We start from the raw sequence: 16197 nt of genomic DNA on the forward strand, positions 1-16197 counted from the left end.
AACCCTTTTAGGGTTAGCCGGAAAAGCAGTGCGGTTGGCGAACTATTCAGAGCCCCTTGAGGGGCTGGCCAGTAACAAAGGCTTTCAGCCGCAGAACAAACCACCCGTTTCACGGGTGGTTATGATTAAATTTATGGTTACATTAAAAATGAAAAAAATCACCTTGCAAAAGTGGAGACTTCACAGCTTATCTGTGGTAAAGTGTGAGGAGAATCAACAGTTTGTATGTGTTGCTAACATTTTTTATTTGTTATAAGATTGTAATGAGAATAAATTGAGAATCACTCTTCTTTAGGAGATAGAAAACGGAGGTATATATTACATGGCTGGTTCTACTTTAACAATTAAAGATTTACATGTAGAAATTGATGGGAAAGAAATCTTAAAAGGGGTTAACCTTGAAGTTAAAGGTGGCGAAATTCATGCCATCATGGGACCAAACGGTACTGGTAAATCCACACTTTCTTCAGCTATTATGGGTCACCCAAAATATGAAGTTACAAAAGGGTCCATTGAACTAGATGGAGAAAATGTTTTAGAAATGGAAGTAGACGAAAGAGCGCGTGCAGGTCTTTTCTTGGCTATGCAATATCCAAGTGAAATTAGCGGGGTTACAAATGCTGACTTTTTACGCTCAGCAATCAATGCTCGCCGTGAAGAGGGCGACGAAATTTCATTGATGAAATTCATTCGCAAAATGGATGAAAAAATGGAATTCCTTGAAATGGATCCAGATATGGCACAGCGTTATTTGAACGAAGGATTTTCCGGAGGAGAGAAAAAACGCAACGAAATTCTTCAGCTTATGATGATTGAGCCTAAGATTGCAATCCTGGATGAGATTGACTCTGGCTTAGACATAGATGCATTGAAGGTTGTATCAAAAGGAATCAATGAAATGAGAAGTGATGATTTTGGCTGCTTAATCATTACTCACTATCAACGATTACTTAACTACATTACTCCAGATTACGTACATGTTATGATGCAAGGACGCATTGTTAAGTCCGGAGGTCCTGAATTGGCGCAACGACTAGAGGCAGAAGGATATGACTGGATTAAAAAAGAACTCGGCATTGAAGACGAAACTGTAGAACAAGAAGCGTAAATCTAGGAGGATTGAAATGACGTTGGATATTAAACGGTTTGACGCAGAGTATATTCGCTCTTTTTCAAAAGAACAAAAAGAACCTGACTGGCTTTTGGAAATGCGTTTAAAAGGGTTAGAGCTAAGTGATTCTCTACCTCTTCCAAAACCAGATAAAACTAAAATAGACAGATGGAACTTCACGCAATTTGAAGAGCTTACTTCAGAGGCGTTAGCATTGCAAAATTTTGAAGAACTTCCTGAAGTCGCAAAAGCACTTATTAATCTTGAAGAACAAAAGAATTTATATGTTCAGAAAAACAATCAGCCTGCCTATTTGCAGCTATCACCTGAACTTAAAGAACAAGGCGTTATTTTCACTGATATTTTTACGGCAGCTAGGGAACATGGAGAGATTTTAAAGAAATACTTTATGGTTAATGGCGTAAATTTGGATGAGCATAAATTAACAGCGCTTCATACTGCTTTTATGAATGGTGGAGCGTTCCTTTACGTTCCTAAAAATGTTGAGATTAAAGAGCCGATTCAGGCTGTGTATATTCATGATGATGCGAATGTTTCCTTATTTAATCATGTGATTGTAGTAGCCGATGATCACTCCTCTGTGACGTACGTTGAAAACTACATCTCACCTCTCGATGAAACAAAAGCAATCGTCAACATTATTGCAGAAGTCATTGCTAATACAAATGCACGCATTACGTTCGGTGCAGTTGACAATTTAGCCCATGGGACAACTACTTATGTGAACCGTCGCGGAGTTGCCGGCAAAGATGCAACCATTGAGTGGGCGCTTGGCTTTATGAACGATGGCGATACCATTTCCGAAAATGTTACGAATCTGATCGGGGATGGTTCCAACGGCGATACGAAATCCGTAGTAGTAGGAAGCGGTGACCAAAAACAAAACTTTACGACTAAAGTTGTTCACTTCGGCAAAAATTCTAATGGTCACATCCTTAAACACGGTGTTATGAAGGATAAAGCATCTTCTATTTTTAACGGAATCGGAAAAATTGAACATGGCGCATCTAAATCTGATGCACAGCAGGAATCACGTGTGCTCATGCTTAGTGAAAAAGCCCGCGGGGATGCAAACCCTATTCTATTAATTGATGAAGATGATGTAACGGCTGGCCACGCGGCATCTGTAGGCCGGGTTGACCCGATTCAATTATATTACTTAATGAGCCGTGGAATTAGCAGAAAACAGGCGGAAAAACTGATTATCTTTGGTTTCTTAGCTCCTGTTGTAAACCAGCTTCCTATTGAAGGTGTTAAAAAACAACTGGTGCAAGTAATTGAAAGGAAAGTGCAATAGAATGGCAATTTCCATACAGGATGTCCGGCAGCTTTTTCCGATTTTAAATCAGGAAGTGAATGGAAGGCCTTTAGTTTATCTGGATAGTTCGGCTACATCCCAAAAACCGGTATCTGTCATTCAAACACTGCGAGACTATTATGAAGGCTATAATTCTAACGTACATCGTGGTGTTCATACCTTGGGTACAAAAGCAACTGACCAATATGAAGGTGCAAGAGAAAAGGTTCGCGCCTTTATCAATGCTTCATCAACTGAAGAAGTGATTTTTACGAGAGGAACGACAACCTCGATCAACACAGTTGCACTAAGCTATGCGAGGGAACATGTTAAAGAGGGTGATGAGATTGTCATCACATACATGGAACACCACAGCAACCTGATTCCTTGGCAGCAAATCGCAAAGAAGACAGGTGCTGCTTTAAAATATATCCCGCTAGAAGAAGATGGCACTCTCAGTTTAGAAAAGGTAAGAGAAACGATAACTCCTGATACAAAAGTCGTTTCGGTTACCCATGTTTCTAACGTACTGGGAACCATCAACCCGATTAAGGACATTACGAAGATTGCACATGAAAATGGCGCTATAATGGTAGTAGACGGTGCCCAAGCGGCACCTCATATCCGGGTTGATGTTCAAGATTTGGATTGTGATTTTTACGCATTTTCCTCTCATAAAATGTGCGGTCCTACTGGAATTGGCGTTTTATATGGGAAAAAGCATTTGTTAGAAGAAATGGAGCCAGTTGAATTTGGCGGCGAAATGATTGACTTTGTTGGTCTGCATGAGTCAAATTGGAAAGAGCTCCCGTGGAAATTTGAAGCGGGAACACCGATTATCGCTGGTGCCATCGGACTCGGGGCTGCCATTGATTTTCTAGAAGAAGTTGGTTTGGACAATATCGCAGAACATGAGCATAGTTTAACAGAGTATGCCATGCATAAAATGTCTCAAATAGAAGGAATTACAATTTATGGGCCGAGGGATCCGTTAAAACGGTCAGGTCTTGTAACCTTCAATATTAAGGATGTCCATCCGCATGACGTGGCAACCGTCCTTGACGCTGAAGGGATTGCAGTGCGTGCAGGACACCACTGTGCTCAAGTCTTGATGAAATGGCTGAATGTTTCCGCAACAGCTCGGGCAAGCTTTTACTTATACAACACTAAAGATGACATTGACAAATTAGTAAAAGGACTTGTCACAGCAAAGGAGTATTTTTCAGATGTCTTTTAATAATTTAGATACATTATACCGTCAAGTCATTATGGATCATTATAAAAACCCCAGAAACAAAGGGCAGCTTGATGATGGAACCCTTACCATCGATATGAATAACCCAACTTGTGGTGACAGAATTCACCTCACAATGAAAGTGGACGATGGGATTGTCAAGGATGCCAAGTTTGAAGGGGAAGGCTGTTCGATTTCCATGGCTTCTGCTTCTATGATGACCCAAATCATAAAAGGAAAAGAAGTCGAGACAGCTTTAAGACTGTCAAATGTCTTCTCAGATATGATGCAAGGAAAAGACTATGACGATTCAATTGATTTAGGTGATATCGAAGCTCTGCAGGGTGTAGCCAAATTCCCGGCGAGAATTAAATGTGCCACTCTCGCATGGAAGGCAATGGAAAAGGGTTTAAAAGAATAGAAAAGAATGGAGGAATGACGGATGGCAAAGAAAATGCCTGAAATCGGCGATTATAAATACGGTTTTCATGACCGTGACGTTTCCATCTTCCGCTCAAAACGCGGTTTGACATGTGAAATCGTTGAAGAAATTTCAAAAATGAAAAACGAACCTCAATGGATGCTTGATTTCCGTTTGAAATCCTTGGAACATTTTTACGCAAAGCCAATGCCACAATGGGGCGGAGACTTAGGCGGATTAAACTTTGATGAAATTACGTACTATGTAAAGCCTTCTGAAAAGTCTGAGCGGTCTTGGGATGAAGTCCCTGAAGAAATTAAGCGGACTTTTGATAAGCTCGGAATTCCGGAAGCTGAGCAAAAGTACTTGGCTGGGGTTTCAGCACAATATGAGTCTGAAGTTGTGTACCACAACATGAAGGAAGAACTCGAGCAGCAAGGAATTATCTTTAAAGACACAGATTCAGCTCTTAAAGAAAACGAGGATATCTTTAGAGAACACTGGGCAAAAGTAATTCCTCCAACAGACAACAAATTTGCAGCGCTTAACTCAGCAGTTTGGTCAGGCGGATCTTTTATCTATGTGCCTCCTGGCGTTAAAGTGGAAACACCTCTTCAAGCGTATTTCCGCATTAACTCAGAAAATATGGGTCAATTCGAGCGTACCCTAATCATTGTGGACGAAGGCGCATCTGTACACTACGTGGAAGGATGTACAGCTCCTGTGTACACAACAAACTCACTTCACAGTGCGGTTGTTGAAATTATCGTTAAAAAAGGCGGTTACTGCCGTTATACAACGATTCAGAACTGGGCAAACAACGTATACAATCTTGTTACCAAGCGTGCTGTATGTGAAGAAAACGCAACAATGGAATGGATTGACGGAAACATTGGTTCTAAATTAACGATGAAATATCCGGCTGTTATTTTAAAAGGAGAAGGAGCTCGCGGTATGACCTTATCGATCGCTCTTGCCGGTAAAGGTCAGCACCAGGATGCAGGTGCGAAAATGATTCACTTGGCACCTAATACATCTTCTACGATTGTTTCTAAATCTATTTCTAAACAAGGCGGTAAAGTAACATACCGAGGTATCGTTCACTTTGGCCGTAAAGCAGAGGGTGCCCGTTCTAACATCGAATGTGATACGCTTATTATGGATAATCAGTCTACATCTGATACAATCCCATACAATGAAATTCTAAATGATAACATTTCATTAGAGCACGAAGCGAAAGTTTCTAAAGTCTCTGAGGAACAACTGTTTTACCTCATGAGCCGTGGTATTTCTGAAGAAGAAGCAACGGAAATGATTGTAATGGGCTTCATCGAGCCATTCACAAAAGAGCTTCCAATGGAATATGCTGTTGAAATGAACCGTCTCATCAAATTCGAGATGGAAGGAAGTATTGGTTAAGCTTGGTATATCAAGGTTTCTGATACAGTAAAATAGGGCTTGCCCAAGATTTGCCCAAGTTTTATTTATTAATATACCGCTGATATCTAACCAAAGCGTCATCCTCAATTTTCTTAGTGACGTGTAGGTATGTGTCAGCGGTCATTTTTATGCTGGTATGTCCGAGTCGTTCTGAAACGTATTTAATATTGGCTTCAGCCTCTAATAGATGTACAGCGTGTGAGTGTCTTAAAGCGTGTGGCGATAGTACAGGAAGTTTAGCGCGTTTACATACTTCTTTGAAATATTCTCTTACGACGTTTGTACGTAGCCATCGACCCTCATGTTGGAAGAAAACAATATTGTTTTTAGGAGCCTTATAATTTTCGTACATGAGAACAACTTCTTTTCGGTTAGTTTTATGTTTTTTTAACCAGTAAACCGTCTCATCATCTAACTTTATTTCTCTGATACTTGATTTAGTTTTTGGTGTAGATATATTCGGTTTTGAATTAAGTGGATAGACTAATGTTTTATTAACTTTTAAAGTTTTTTTATCTAAATCTATGTCCTCCCAGGTTAAGGCTAAGGCCTCGCCAATCCGAATACCGGTATGAGACATAAGAAAAAATAATACATAGTATTGAATTGAGTGTTGATATTTTGCATTTTTGACTGGTTTTTTCACTTCTTTTAGGAATTTGTCTAATTCTTCACGAGAGAAAAACTTCAGTTCTTTGTTTTGTTTTGTTTCTTTAGGGATTTTAATCTTCTGAGCTGGATTTTCTCTTAAAATGTTATATTCATACACAGCATCGTTTAAAGCTGTGTTCATAATACTATGGATCCGTCTTGTCGTACCTTCTGAATAATGTTCTCGCAGTTCATTAATCCATTGTTGATATTCTTTGCGGGTAATTTCTTTTAATCGATAATTACCCCATCTAGGGATGATATTTAACCTTACAACACGTTCTTGAACGGAGTAGGTCATAGGCTTTAAAAACGGTTTCTTATACGTTTCTAGCCACTCTAGAACATAGTCTTTGATTAACTCGTCTCCGTTTTCTGCAAAACCGTAATGATGAATTTGACGTTCAGCTTCTATAGCCGCTAATTGCGCTTCTTTCTTAGTAGCAAAGCCCCCCTTAGAACTTTCCTTAGACTTTCCTGTGCGTCTATCGACAAAACTAATACGATATTCCCACTTCTTCCCTCTTTTTCTGAAGCTGGCCAAAGTGATTCCCCCTTATACATTTATAAATATCTTTTTAAGCTTCCCAAGAATTTGAACACCTTCACTGTAGAATTTTGTCGGATAAGCAGGGTTTTCAGATACAAGGTTAATTCCGTTTTCTTGTTTATAAACTCTTTTTAGTACAGCATCCCCATCGATTAAAACTGCTGCTATTTCTCCGTCTTCCACTTCTGGCTGCTCACGAATTAGGACTAAATCCCCATCATGAATACGTGCGTTAATCATACTATCTCCTTTAGCGCGCAAGAAAAAATACTTTCCTCCGTTTAGCCAAGAGCTAGGCACATCTTCGTAGCCTTCGATATCTTCGTAGGCTAAAACCCCGTTTCCACAGGATATTTGTCCTACTATTGGTACAGACTTAAAAGAAGGTACTGTATAAACGTTACCTTTCTCCTTAATTTCTGGACTATCATCTGTACCAAATACAGTGTCTAAATCCACACCATAAACTTCCGCTAACTTACGGATTGTACCAAGGCTTGGAGTTCTTGTTTCATTCTCATAATGACTATATGTTTGTTTAGTGACTCCGATTTTTTTAGCCACCTCTTCTTGTTTCCAACCTTCTAATTTGCGTAATTCTCTTAATTTTTTCCCGAACATTTGATAATCTCCCCTTCCATCACATATAATAGGGAAGTTTGTTGGTTGTGTCAACAAAAAGGCGACACAAATCTACAAAAATAGACCTAAATACTCAAATTGCGATAGAATTTTTTAATAAAATAATACTAAAGTCCTAGTTGACAGTCGCTCATATGTGGATTATTATGAGTATACGAACAGGCGACTGGAAAGAGAGGTGAAAAATGGTGAGGGTGGAAGAAAAAAGAAAACTTGAAGCAAAAAGAATTAAAATGAATATGAAGCAAGAAGAAATCGCAGGAAGGGTAGGGATATCCCGTCAGCATTACAACAGAATTCTGAATGGAAAAAGAAAGCCGTCTGTGGAGCTTGCAAAACAACTTGGTACCATCTTAAACGTAGAGTGGACCATTTTTTTTATCGATTGAGTATACGTTTAGGCGACTTTTTAAAGGAAGGGTGAGGTAATTGACGGAAGAAGAAAAGCAAAAGCGTAAGGAAACGCTCTTAAAAGAAATAGTTTCAGAGATTCAGAGTTTAGAGGTGATAGAACTTGATCCAAGTACAGATTGACGAGCAAGAAGTCAGAAAGATGTACCTTCAAAAACTCGAAGAAAAGGTCAAGGAAATCGATGCCGAGTTAGTTTTCTGGGATGCTAGTGAGCTTAAAAGAAGAACTTGCATGAGCTGGAATACCATTCAAAAGGAATTTTTCTTTCACCCGAAATTCCCTAAAACAAAAGTAGGGGGCAAGTGGTACTTTCCAGCAAGACAAGTCAAAGAATTCTTGCTTACCTGGTTAAACGAACAATAAGGCTAAATCAAAACAGGAGATGGAAAAATGAACGAACTAACAAATCTTAAATCATTTAAAGAACAGAATCCGCTACTGAGCTCGGTACCTGACAAAGAATTTCAATACATCGATGGGAAATGGTACTTATCCCTTAACGGAATGAAACAATTAGCTTTTGCACACAAAAGGTCTGACCTTTTAAAAGTGGCAATGGAGGTAGAAAAACATGCAAGTGTTCAAAAATGAATTATTTGAAGTATCCGCAAAGGTTGAAAATGAGCAAATTTTATTTGATGTCGAACAAGTTGCTAAATCACTGGGATTTGTACAACACAAAAATAGCAAAGAGTATGTTCGATGGGAAACCATTAACAGATATTTACACAAGTATGTTTCCCAACAAGTTGGGAAGGGCGATTTAATCCCGGAAGCACTCGTTTACAAGTTGGCTTTTAAAGCATCTAATGAAGTCGCAGAAAAATTCCAAGATTGGCTTGCGATCGAAGTCATTCCATCTATTCGGAAACATGGTGCATACATGACCAAGCAAACACTTGAGCAGGCATTAACTAGTCCAGACTTTTTAATAGACTTAGCTACTAGGTTAAAAGAAGAACAGACTAAAAGATTAGAAGCTGAACAAACGATTAAGAAAAACCAACCCAAAGTATTATTCGCAGACAGCGTAGCTAGTTCAAAAACTTCAATACTTGTTGGAGAACTTGCAAAACTGCTTAAGCAAAACGGTGTAGAAATAGGACAGAAAAGATTATTCGCTTGGCTTAGAGATAAAGGCTATCTCATTAAAAGATACGGCACTGATTATAACATGCCAACTCAAAAATCAATGGAACTGGAACTATTTGAAATTAAAGAAACATCCATAACACATTCAGATGGACATATAAGCGTCAACAAAACTCCAAAGGTAACTGGCAAAGGTCAGATGTATTTTATCAACAAATTCTTAAATAAAGCGAATTAAGGGAGGAAATGAAAATGACAATCGAAACACAGTTAGAGGTAATTAAGAAGGCTTTAGAAAGTGGTGGGAGAGTCGAGATTTACTTTTTTGATATGGAAGGTCCTGAACAAGCAGAAACAGTCGCAAAAGAATATGCAAACCCATTAGAGCAAGAGGTTGAAAATTGGGAATCAGAATTTTGTGGAGGAACAAGAACAAGCGAAATAATCACACCTGTTAGAATCCATACTTTCTACAACATAAAGGAGGAACAAAATGAGACAACACACGATGTCCCGTTTTGATGAAGAAATAGAAGAGCCTTTTGTGCTCGGAGACTGTGAAGGGTGCGGATTAGAGGTTTACGAAGGTGACGAACATTTCGACTACCAAGGCGATCTGATTCACAAAGATTCAAGCTGTGTGATGGAATACTTTGGAAACATGGCTATAAGTAAAGGATGGTGATTGCCGTGAATGAAGCCATAAAGGAGATAGAAAAGGATAGAGACTATCACCTTAGACAGTTTGAAGAAAACAAGCGGAAAATCGAACAATATAAAGACTCTATCCGCATCTTAGAAGAAGCGAACATAAAAGAAGAAAGATTACTTAAACAGTTTAATGAAGTTTTAGACAAAATAAAAAGCTTCTAGGACCGCCATCCTAAAAGCCACAAATGAATACACTCGTTTCTATTATAGGAGGAAATCAAATGATTGTCTACCAAGTCAATAACAAGTTTTTTATAGATGGAACTACAAACTTAGTGGAAGTTTCTTCTTATACCTTTAATCAGTGGATAGAGGAAGGTCAAGATTTAGAGGTTGTCGAGGGGGAGAACTATGACTGAACGTAAACTTGTTTCTAAATTATCTAAAGTTATGCAAGAAGTGAAATACATTCAAAAGCGAGGTAAAAACGCTTTTCACGGTTACAACTATGCTACCGAATCAGACGTAGCGGAAAAGGTTAGAGAAGTGTTAGCTGAGCAGTGTGTAATTATGGTACCAGACATGAAAAGTCACACAGTTAGAGAACATATTAACGCTAAAGGTAAGACAGAATATATCGTTACGGCTGAAATGGAGTTTCGTTTTATAGACGGAGAAACAGGCGAAGAATTGATTTTCAAAATGTACGGTGAAGGTCAGGATGCAGGCGATAAAGCAGTCTATAAAGCTATCACAGGTGCTCAGAAATACGCTCTGATGAAAGTATTTATGATTCCGACTGGTGACGATCCAGAAGGAGATACAGGAACAGATGAACGGAACGAGGAGAAACCAGAAACAGCTTCACCTAAACAAATCGGCTTGATGAAAACCATTGTTAAGGAATTAGCCATTAACGGCAAATGTGATGAAAGTGTCGTGTATGAGTCGCTGAAAGTAAAGGTTAAGAACAATTTTGAATTTACCGATTTAGAAAGTCTAACCAAACAACAAGCTAATCAATGCATTAAAATCCTAACCGCTTGGAAAGAAGAAAAGATTAACAAAAAACAAGGAGCATAAAGGAGCTGGGAAAATGAAACTCGTAAAGCGTAACCTCACCAAAGAAGATTTATACCACATTGAACGTTATTTCGAGGAGAAGAGAAAAGTATTCGGAGACCTTGCTGATGATGTTCTATTTGATGTAGTAGATCAGCTTATAGCAGATAGCAGGGAGTATATAGAACAAACGACTAAAAATGTACGAACCAACGTGTATTTACTCAGTAGATTACGGGAGTTCGGTGTAACGTTTGACGATGTAATGAGGGATTTAAGTCCGCAATAGAACCAAATTGTGAAATAAAAGAAGGTGAAAAAATGGCTTTTACAATCAAATGTAATGAATGTGGAAATGAACAGGTTTTTAAAGAAGGGGATAGAAGGTGGCAAGATAACATCGAGATTGAAGCAGAGCAAATAGGTTATCAAAATGCAATCAGTCATCTTACTATCTACTGTGAAAACGAAAAATGTAACCATTGGATAGACATTAAGTACTGAACAGTACGTAGAAAATACGCATGAGTTAGGGGCTTGTAGCCTCTAACTCGAAAGGAGAAAAGAAAATGGAAAAAGAACTATGCCCATACTGCGGAGGGCAAGGCTATATTTGCGATTCAAACGATGGAGGAAGAACATTTATACAGAGGCCATGTGAAATGTGTGAAGGAAGAGGTGAACAAAATGGATGAAAAACAAGAAAAATACACATGGTTAGGCTTTGTATTCTTCGCAGCAGTTTGGGTCTTATTCATGATAGTGGGGGTGTTGGAATGAGAGAGATTAAGTTTCGCGCGTGGAATCAACATCAAAATAAAATGTTGGATTGGGATTATTTAAGAACTACTTGTCCTATGTCACACTTTTCTTCCGACTTGGAATTTATGCAATACACCGGGCTAACGGATAAAAACGGAAATCCAATCTATGAAGGAGATATTATCAAACAAGAATATAATGTGGTTTTTCAATCATATTATGACCCTGTTACTTTTGGATTTGAAGGGGAAGAGTCGGAAGAAGGACACCACATAGGAGAGGTTGTTATTTTGGCAAGTAAAGGTGCTTGCATGAGAAAACCATTGAGGATTCCTGTAGATGCTGAACCGGAGATATCAAATCAGTATAAAAATGTTGCGGGTTATCGTTGTGAAGTAATCGGAAACATTTACGAAAACCCTGAATTATTGGAGCAAACCTAATGAAATGCCCCATCTGTAAAAGCGAGAATGTAAGAGTCCTAGATAAACGCAATCGAACCAAAGGGATCTACCGCAGACGAGAATGTGAGGACTGCTTAACGCGGTTCTCTACACATGAATTTGTAGTTACCAAGTCCCTGGACAAGCACTTGTTAGAAATGATGGAAAGAAGGAAGTGATACAATGTTTAACCATTTGAAAGGTAGTTTTTTCGATTTCCCACTTTATATTCCTGACCCCAATTATGCAACATGGTACAGAAAAACGTTCATGAGACCTAGAAGAAAGAAGTAAAGAAGGTGAGGTGAGAATGCAAGGCTGGATTAAATTGCACAGATCCGTAATGAAAAGCGAAACCTTTTCAAAGCTAACGGCTATTCAACAATTAATTGCCATCTACATAATTTTAAATGCTAACCATGAAGATGGAGTTTGGTATGACAAATACAAAAATATTGAGGTTCCTGTAAAAAGAGGGCAGCTTATCGTATCCAGAAACAAGATAGCGAATGACTGGTTTAGGGGTGACAAAGAGATAACAGAACAGAAAGTAAGGACAACATTAAAGAAATTAGAGAAGTTATCATTTTTAACCATCACACCAACCAACAACTATACCCTCTTAGAAGTGCTAAACTACAACGTTTATCAAGAAAAAGAAAACGAATCTAACCAAGTGATTAACCAAGAACTAACCAAGTCTCAACCAAGAGCTAACCAAGTCTTAACCACAAACAAGAATGATAAGAATGATAAGAATGAAAAGAATAATACTTTACGTCAGAAGTTCAAGTATGAACATTCTGACATGAAATTAGCTGAATTGTTATTCAACTACATCCAAGATAACGGAGATGGTGCTAATAAAGTGAAATCTCCAAACATGGAAAAGTGGGCAAATGAAATAAGGCTGATTAGAGAAAGGGATAGAAAAACACACGAACAAATTAAAAAATCTATTGAGTGGTCACAGAATCACCATTTTTGGAAAACCGTTATATTGTCTCCTAGTAAACTACGAGAAAAGTACCAGCAAATGAGTTTACAGGCTAAGGCTGATATGAAAAAAACAAATAACGAGATTAATTGGGAGGACTTGTAATGACAAGAGAACAAGTGAAAGAAGTTTTTAAAGTCATTAACGCTGCTTATTCTCAATTTGAAGTCACCAAAGAAAAACTAGATATATGGCATAAGTACCTGATGGACCAAAACCCCGCAACTGTCATGATGAAGGTGGAACGGTTCATTTTAGAAAGTAAATTCCCACCGACTATTGCGGAATTAAGAGATAACCGGATTCAACAGGAAGATCCAAGCGTATTAGCGGTATTTTGGAGTGCAGAACAATGATCGAGCAAGCAGAAGAAATTCTTTTAGGGTCTATCCTTAAAGACAATTCCATCCTGAGTGAAATTATCTTAGAACCACATCATTTCTTAGACACTATTAACAGCAATCTTTATAAAGCGATGCGATCCGTAAAGAAAAAAGGATACCCGATAGACGGAGTAACCATATCAGACGAAATGGGCGAATCATCCTTTTTCTTTACTGGTGGAAATGAGAGATTAGAAGAATTAAAGAAAAGCGTACCTTCTACCCATGCTTTTAAATCATACGAACAAGTGATTTTAAACCGATGGAAATTAGAAAAATCAAGGGAACTTCTTTCTGAAACACTCGACAACTTGACGCTAGATAAAATCCAAACGTTAATCAAAGACTTATCCAACATTGAAGGAGAAGGAACCCAAGAAGAATTCAACCTGAAAAGTCAGCTCCAACAAATGCTGGAACTAGTAACGGTAGAAACCCCGAAAGAAAGAAGTGGGATTCCAAGCGGATTTTTAGACATAGACAACAAGACTGACGGCTTTCAAGGGAACGACTTAGTGATAGTAGGAGCCCGCCCAAGCATGGGAAAAACTGCCTTTTTACTCAACATGGCATTAAATGCTGCCAAAAAGGTACAAGCCATTCCGATTATTTTTTCGCTAGAAATGACCTCCCAAAGTCTCATGAAACGCATGATTTCATGCTTAGCGGAAATAAACGGAATGAAGCTTAAAAACCCTTACCACTACACGACAGAAGAAGAAAAGAAACGATGGGTATCCGCTATTGGTGTACTCGGTGACTTGGATATTCAAATATATGACAAGCCTAGGCAAAAAATAACCGAAATGCGGACAAAAATTAGAAAAATAAAACACGACAATCCCGGTAGAGAAATCATCGTGTTCATCGACTATCTGACTTTGATTAAACCATCTCAAGACTATAAGAGCAATACCCATGCACAGGTAACGGAAATCAGTGCAGATTTAAAATCAATGGCCAAAGAGTTTAATTGCCCGGTTGTCTGTTTAGCCCAACTTTCCCGGAGTGTAGAAAGCCGATCTGACAAAAGACCGTTCATGAGTGATTTAAGGGAATCTGGGAGTATCGAACAAGACGCAGACATTATCATGCTCCTATACCGGGATGAATACTACAACGGAACCACAGACGATAACCGGAATGTTTTAGAAGTAGACATAGCCAAAAATCGGGACGGGGAAGTGGGGAAAGTCAAAATCATGTACAGAAAAGAGATTAACAAAATGGAGAACTTCTACCACTATCACGGAAAATGACAATTCAACACATCTATCTGGAAGCCAAAGAACATGGCTTTAAAAGTCTAGTCCTATTAATTGAATACTTGGTAGAAGAAAGAAAGGTCTTGAAGTTTACCGACCCCGAAGAAAAACTTACCTACTACCTTCAAGACCGCTTCCGAAACAAAATGAATGAATATTTACGTGAATATGAGGTGAAAAGGAATGGATAAAGTAGAAAAACATACACACATCTGCACAAGGCTAATCACTATTTACGAACAAAAAAATAAAGATTATGGTGATTCATTCGGACAACAGTTTAAGGAGTACGGATTAACATCATCTGCCATTCGCTTAGAGGACAAATTCAGACGATTTAAAAACCTAATTAAGAATCCAGCACAGGTCAAAGATGAAACACTCGAAGATACATTAATGGACATGGCTAATTATTGCATAATGACCATTATCGAATTACAGAGCGAAGAACCCAAAAGAATATTGATATGACGGGGTAAACGGGATGGATAAGAAACAGAAAAAGAAAATCCGAATCCGAATAGGCGATCTAATCGACCATAACTGCAAAACATGTGAAATCGGCGGAAAAAGTGATATGCAGAAGTATTGCAATACCCAATGTGACGTAGGAAAAGAACTCTTAGCTCTCGGAAAACAATTAGAGGAGGAAAAGAAAGTGCCAATTATTAAAAACGTAGTCGAAAAGGAACCGGTGAAGATACCAGTCAAGAAAGAACGGAACAAAAAGAAAAAGGGGGAGGAACCTGAACAAGAAAATAAACTGGATAACCAAATTCAGCAGCGCATTAAATTCCTAGAATCAGAGCTTGAGAGGAGAACGGATGAAAATATGACTTTAAGCAACGAGAACGCCCGACATTTTAACAGAATCATTCAGCTAGATGCAGAAGTCGAGAACAAGAAAAAGGCGCTAGAAACCGCACGTATAGCTTTAGAACGCTATGAGGAAGAAAACAGGGCATTAAGAGAAATCGTAAAACTAAGTGTAAATCTATGGGTATGAGGGAGGAAAAGAGAATGAGTGAATGGCTAACTACTGGACAAATGATAGATAGGTTAAAGGTTGGAGAAGTGGCTGAAAATCAAAGTGGGATGACAAAAGTATTTTATGATTTTCCAACAAGAACATTAGTCTATGATATTGAAGGTAATTTGAGCAAAAAGTGTTTGCCATTTGATATTTCAATGGATTCTGTAAATGAAAGGTGGAGAATCCTCCCTAAATACGTAACCTTTGAAGAAGCTATGAAGGCTAGGAGAGAGGGCAAGGGAGTGAAATTCCACTATGAAAATGGAACGATTTATATCGGCAAAGGTTCAAAAATGAAATTGAAAGATAGTTGGTTTGCTTCAAAGACATTTGATGATTTAGTTGAGGGCAAATGGACTATCAAGGAGGACTAACATGGACACAGGTCTACGAGCCGTGCCAAAGCCCCGTCATCGGAGACGAGTACCCAAACGAGGAAACGTCACCAAGATAACTCAAAAGGTCAGAAAAGAAGTAATGCGGAGATCCGAGGGAAAGTGTGAAAGGTGCGGAAAGAGTCAAGCATACTCGTTTGAAATGGCTCATCTGAAACAAGCGAGTCAAGGTGGTCGCGGGGATGAACCTTGGAATATTGCCTTACTTTGTGGGCCGAGTGTAAACACAGGAACCTGTCATAACTTTGCCGACTACACGGCAGAAGGGCGCAAGTGGAGGATGGAGAAGAGAGAAGAATTGTACAAGTATTATTTTTCATTTTGAACTGAAAAAG

The 16197-nt window shown here is 38.6% G+C and carries 30 protein-coding genes; 28 read left to right on the forward strand and 2 right to left on the reverse strand.

Features of this window, described 5'->3' with window-relative positions; all coding sequences use genetic code 11:
- The 6 genes from MLE14_RS14300 to sufB all read left to right on the forward strand — a co-directional run.
- Window positions 1–256, forward strand: a 256-nt coding sequence (locus tag MLE14_RS14300; RefSeq protein WP_243299098.1) for a hypothetical protein, incomplete at its 5' end; no start/stop codon positions are given.
- A gap of 66 nt (window positions 257–322) precedes the next feature.
- Window positions 323–1108, forward strand: a complete 786-nt coding sequence (gene sufC / locus MLE14_RS14305; protein ID WP_243299099.1) for a Fe-S cluster assembly ATPase SufC — start codon at window positions 323–325, stop codon at window positions 1106–1108.
- A 16-nt stretch (window positions 1109–1124) separates the two neighbouring features.
- Complete coding sequence (gene sufD, locus MLE14_RS14310) at window positions 1125–2429, forward strand: Fe-S cluster assembly protein SufD (RefSeq protein ID WP_243299100.1); 1305 nt, start codon at window positions 1125–1127, stop codon at window positions 2427–2429.
- Between the two features lie 7 nt (window positions 2430–2436).
- Entirely contained in the window at window positions 2437–3666 is a 1230-nt protein-coding gene (locus tag MLE14_RS14315) for a cysteine desulfurase (RefSeq protein WP_243299172.1), read from the forward strand.
- Window positions 3656–4084: a Fe-S cluster assembly sulfur transfer protein SufU gene (gene sufU / locus MLE14_RS14320; protein WP_243299101.1), complete on the forward strand. Its 429-nt coding sequence runs from the start codon at window positions 3656–3658 to the stop codon at window positions 4082–4084. Before MLE14_RS14315 ends, sufU begins: the two co-directional genes overlap by 11 nt.
- 21 nt (window positions 4085–4105) lie before the next feature.
- Window positions 4106–5503 (forward strand): Fe-S cluster assembly protein SufB, encoded by a 1398-nt coding sequence (sufB, locus tag MLE14_RS14325; protein ID WP_243299102.1) that lies wholly within the window; start codon window positions 4106–4108, stop codon window positions 5501–5503.
- Between the two features lie 61 nt (window positions 5504–5564).
- Here the strand turns inward: sufB and MLE14_RS14330 are convergent, their stop codons facing one another.
- The gene (locus tag MLE14_RS14330) at window positions 5565–6719 is read right to left on the reverse strand and encodes a site-specific integrase (protein ID WP_243299103.1); all 1155 of its coding nucleotides are present in this window, start codon (window positions 6717–6719) and stop codon (window positions 5565–5567) included.
- 12 nt (window positions 6720–6731) lie between these two features.
- Window positions 6732–7346: a LexA family protein gene (locus tag MLE14_RS14335; protein ID WP_243299104.1), complete on the reverse strand. Its 615-nt coding sequence runs from the start codon at window positions 7344–7346 to the stop codon at window positions 6732–6734.
- A 206-nt stretch (window positions 7347–7552) separates the two neighbouring features.
- Between MLE14_RS14335 and MLE14_RS14340 the strand changes: the two genes are divergently transcribed.
- The 22 genes from MLE14_RS14340 (at window position 7553) to MLE14_RS14435 (ending at window position 16187) form a co-directional block, all read left to right on the forward strand.
- On the forward strand, window positions 7553–7756 hold the full coding sequence (locus tag MLE14_RS14340; RefSeq protein ID WP_097159195.1) for a helix-turn-helix transcriptional regulator: 204 nt from the start codon (window positions 7553–7555) through the stop codon (window positions 7754–7756).
- A gap of 125 nt (window positions 7757–7881) precedes the next feature.
- Entirely contained in the window at window positions 7882–8142 is a 261-nt protein-coding gene (locus tag MLE14_RS14345; protein ID WP_097159194.1) for a group-specific protein, read from the forward strand.
- 27 nt (window positions 8143–8169) lie between these two features.
- Window positions 8170–8370 (forward strand): hypothetical protein, encoded by a 201-nt coding sequence (locus MLE14_RS14350; RefSeq protein WP_243299105.1) that lies wholly within the window; start codon window positions 8170–8172, stop codon window positions 8368–8370.
- The gene (locus MLE14_RS14355; RefSeq protein ID WP_243299106.1) at window positions 8351–9109 is read left to right on the forward strand and encodes a phage antirepressor KilAC domain-containing protein; all 759 of its coding nucleotides are present in this window, start codon (window positions 8351–8353) and stop codon (window positions 9107–9109) included. The genes MLE14_RS14350 and MLE14_RS14355 overlap by 20 nt, the downstream gene beginning before the upstream one ends.
- A 14-nt stretch (window positions 9110–9123) precedes the next feature.
- Window positions 9124–9393, forward strand: coding sequence for a hypothetical protein (locus tag MLE14_RS14360; protein ID WP_243299107.1), 270 nt, complete (start codon window positions 9124–9126; stop codon window positions 9391–9393).
- Window positions 9365–9556 (forward strand): hypothetical protein, encoded by a 192-nt coding sequence (locus MLE14_RS14365; RefSeq protein ID WP_243299108.1) that lies wholly within the window; start codon window positions 9365–9367, stop codon window positions 9554–9556. The genes MLE14_RS14360 and MLE14_RS14365 overlap by 29 nt, the downstream gene beginning before the upstream one ends.
- 5 nt (window positions 9557–9561) lie before the next feature.
- Window positions 9562–9744: a hypothetical protein gene (locus MLE14_RS14370; RefSeq protein ID WP_243299109.1), complete on the forward strand. Its 183-nt coding sequence runs from the start codon at window positions 9562–9564 to the stop codon at window positions 9742–9744.
- Between the two features lie 59 nt (window positions 9745–9803).
- Window positions 9804–9941: a hypothetical protein gene (locus MLE14_RS14375; RefSeq protein WP_243299110.1), complete on the forward strand. Its 138-nt coding sequence runs from the start codon at window positions 9804–9806 to the stop codon at window positions 9939–9941.
- The gene (locus tag MLE14_RS14380; RefSeq protein WP_243299111.1) at window positions 9934–10605 is read left to right on the forward strand and encodes an ERF family protein; all 672 of its coding nucleotides are present in this window, start codon (window positions 9934–9936) and stop codon (window positions 10603–10605) included. Before MLE14_RS14375 ends, MLE14_RS14380 begins: the two co-directional genes overlap by 8 nt.
- A 13-nt stretch (window positions 10606–10618) precedes the next feature.
- Complete coding sequence (locus MLE14_RS14385) at window positions 10619–10873, forward strand: hypothetical protein (RefSeq protein ID WP_243299112.1); 255 nt, start codon at window positions 10619–10621, stop codon at window positions 10871–10873.
- 32 nt (window positions 10874–10905) lie between these two features.
- Window positions 10906–11088: a hypothetical protein gene (locus MLE14_RS14390; RefSeq protein WP_243299113.1), complete on the forward strand. Its 183-nt coding sequence runs from the start codon at window positions 10906–10908 to the stop codon at window positions 11086–11088.
- A 65-nt stretch (window positions 11089–11153) separates the two neighbouring features.
- The gene (locus MLE14_RS22485) at window positions 11154–11279 is read left to right on the forward strand and encodes a YuiA family protein (RefSeq protein WP_279326847.1); all 126 of its coding nucleotides are present in this window, start codon (window positions 11154–11156) and stop codon (window positions 11277–11279) included.
- A gap of 81 nt (window positions 11280–11360) precedes the next feature.
- On the forward strand, window positions 11361–11789 hold the full coding sequence (locus tag MLE14_RS14395; RefSeq protein WP_243299114.1) for a YopX family protein: 429 nt from the start codon (window positions 11361–11363) through the stop codon (window positions 11787–11789).
- On the forward strand, window positions 11789–11968 hold the full coding sequence (locus MLE14_RS22755; RefSeq protein ID WP_390628919.1) for an NrdR family transcriptional regulator: 180 nt from the start codon (window positions 11789–11791) through the stop codon (window positions 11966–11968). Before MLE14_RS14395 ends, MLE14_RS22755 begins: the two co-directional genes overlap by 1 nt.
- A gap of 131 nt (window positions 11969–12099) precedes the next feature.
- Entirely contained in the window at window positions 12100–12891 is a 792-nt protein-coding gene (locus MLE14_RS14400) for a hypothetical protein (RefSeq protein WP_243299115.1), read from the forward strand.
- Entirely contained in the window at window positions 12891–13142 is a 252-nt protein-coding gene (locus MLE14_RS14405; protein ID WP_243299116.1) for a replicative helicase loader/inhibitor, read from the forward strand. The genes MLE14_RS14400 and MLE14_RS14405 overlap by 1 nt, the downstream gene beginning before the upstream one ends.
- Window positions 13139–14428: a replicative DNA helicase gene (locus MLE14_RS14410; protein ID WP_243299117.1), complete on the forward strand. Its 1290-nt coding sequence runs from the start codon at window positions 13139–13141 to the stop codon at window positions 14426–14428. Before MLE14_RS14405 ends, MLE14_RS14410 begins: the two co-directional genes overlap by 4 nt.
- Entirely contained in the window at window positions 14425–14625 is a 201-nt protein-coding gene (locus MLE14_RS14415; protein WP_243299118.1) for a hypothetical protein, read from the forward strand. Before MLE14_RS14410 ends, MLE14_RS14415 begins: the two co-directional genes overlap by 4 nt.
- On the forward strand, window positions 14618–14905 hold the full coding sequence (locus tag MLE14_RS14420) for a nucleotide modification associated domain-containing protein (protein ID WP_243299119.1): 288 nt from the start codon (window positions 14618–14620) through the stop codon (window positions 14903–14905). The genes MLE14_RS14415 and MLE14_RS14420 overlap by 8 nt, the downstream gene beginning before the upstream one ends.
- A 13-nt stretch (window positions 14906–14918) precedes the next feature.
- Window positions 14919–15440, forward strand: a complete 522-nt coding sequence (locus tag MLE14_RS14425; RefSeq protein WP_243299120.1) for a zinc-finger domain-containing protein — start codon at window positions 14919–14921, stop codon at window positions 15438–15440.
- 14 nt (window positions 15441–15454) lie between these two features.
- A complete protein-coding gene (locus MLE14_RS14430; protein WP_243299121.1) occupies window positions 15455–15841 on the forward strand; it encodes a hypothetical protein in 387 nt (128 codons plus the stop codon).
- 1 nt (window position 15842) lies between these two features.
- Entirely contained in the window at window positions 15843–16187 is a 345-nt protein-coding gene (locus MLE14_RS14435) for an HNH endonuclease (protein ID WP_243299122.1), read from the forward strand.
- Window positions 16188–16197 lie beyond the last annotated feature (10 nt).

This window comes from Bacillus litorisediminis (genome assembly GCF_022808645.1).
Lineage (GTDB): Bacteria > Bacillota > Bacilli > Bacillales > JC228 > Bacillus_BF > Bacillus_BF litorisediminis.

Bases quoted from the DNA above. Each gene is read 5' to 3' on its own strand.
- sufC (WP_243299099.1), top strand. From the start codon at position 323: ATGGCTGGTTCTACTTTAACAATTAAAGATTTACATGTAGAAATTGAT.
- sufD (WP_243299100.1), top strand. From the start codon at position 1,125: ATGACGTTGGATATTAAACGGTTTGACGCAGAGTATATTCGCTCTTTT.
- sufU (WP_243299101.1), top strand. From the start codon at position 3,656: ATGTCTTTTAATAATTTAGATACATTATACCGTCAAGTCATTATGGAT.
- sufB (WP_243299102.1), top strand. From the start codon at position 4,106: ATGGCAAAGAAAATGCCTGAAATCGGCGATTATAAATACGGTTTTCAT.
- MLE14_RS14335 (WP_243299104.1), bottom strand. From the start codon at position 7,346: ATGTTCGGGAAAAAATTAAGAGAATTACGCAAATTAGAAGGTTGGAAA.
- MLE14_RS14340 (WP_097159195.1), top strand. From the start codon at position 7,553: ATGGTGAGGGTGGAAGAAAAAAGAAAACTTGAAGCAAAAAGAATTAAA.
- MLE14_RS14350 (WP_243299105.1), top strand. From the start codon at position 8,170: ATGAACGAACTAACAAATCTTAAATCATTTAAAGAACAGAATCCGCTA.
- MLE14_RS14355 (WP_243299106.1), top strand. From the start codon at position 8,351: ATGCAAGTGTTCAAAAATGAATTATTTGAAGTATCCGCAAAGGTTGAA.
- MLE14_RS14360 (WP_243299107.1), top strand. From the start codon at position 9,124: ATGACAATCGAAACACAGTTAGAGGTAATTAAGAAGGCTTTAGAAAGT.
- MLE14_RS14365 (WP_243299108.1), top strand. From the start codon at position 9,365: ATGAGACAACACACGATGTCCCGTTTTGATGAAGAAATAGAAGAGCCT.
- MLE14_RS14375 (WP_243299110.1), top strand. From the start codon at position 9,804: ATGATTGTCTACCAAGTCAATAACAAGTTTTTTATAGATGGAACTACA.
- MLE14_RS14380 (WP_243299111.1), top strand. From the start codon at position 9,934: ATGACTGAACGTAAACTTGTTTCTAAATTATCTAAAGTTATGCAAGAA.
- MLE14_RS14385 (WP_243299112.1), top strand. From the start codon at position 10,619: ATGAAACTCGTAAAGCGTAACCTCACCAAAGAAGATTTATACCACATT.
- MLE14_RS14390 (WP_243299113.1), top strand. From the start codon at position 10,906: ATGGCTTTTACAATCAAATGTAATGAATGTGGAAATGAACAGGTTTTT.
- MLE14_RS22485 (WP_279326847.1), top strand. From the start codon at position 11,154: ATGGAAAAAGAACTATGCCCATACTGCGGAGGGCAAGGCTATATTTGC.
- MLE14_RS14395 (WP_243299114.1), top strand. From the start codon at position 11,361: ATGAGAGAGATTAAGTTTCGCGCGTGGAATCAACATCAAAATAAAATG.
- MLE14_RS22755 (WP_390628919.1), top strand. From the start codon at position 11,789: ATGAAATGCCCCATCTGTAAAAGCGAGAATGTAAGAGTCCTAGATAAA.
- MLE14_RS14400 (WP_243299115.1), top strand. From the start codon at position 12,100: ATGCAAGGCTGGATTAAATTGCACAGATCCGTAATGAAAAGCGAAACC.
- MLE14_RS14405 (WP_243299116.1), top strand. From the start codon at position 12,891: ATGACAAGAGAACAAGTGAAAGAAGTTTTTAAAGTCATTAACGCTGCT.
- MLE14_RS14410 (WP_243299117.1), top strand. From the start codon at position 13,139: ATGATCGAGCAAGCAGAAGAAATTCTTTTAGGGTCTATCCTTAAAGAC.
- MLE14_RS14415 (WP_243299118.1), top strand. From the start codon at position 14,425: ATGACAATTCAACACATCTATCTGGAAGCCAAAGAACATGGCTTTAAA.
- MLE14_RS14420 (WP_243299119.1), top strand. From the start codon at position 14,618: ATGGATAAAGTAGAAAAACATACACACATCTGCACAAGGCTAATCACT.
- MLE14_RS14425 (WP_243299120.1), top strand. From the start codon at position 14,919: ATGGATAAGAAACAGAAAAAGAAAATCCGAATCCGAATAGGCGATCTA.
- MLE14_RS14430 (WP_243299121.1), top strand. From the start codon at position 15,455: ATGAGTGAATGGCTAACTACTGGACAAATGATAGATAGGTTAAAGGTT.
- MLE14_RS14435 (WP_243299122.1), top strand. From the start codon at position 15,843: ATGGACACAGGTCTACGAGCCGTGCCAAAGCCCCGTCATCGGAGACGA.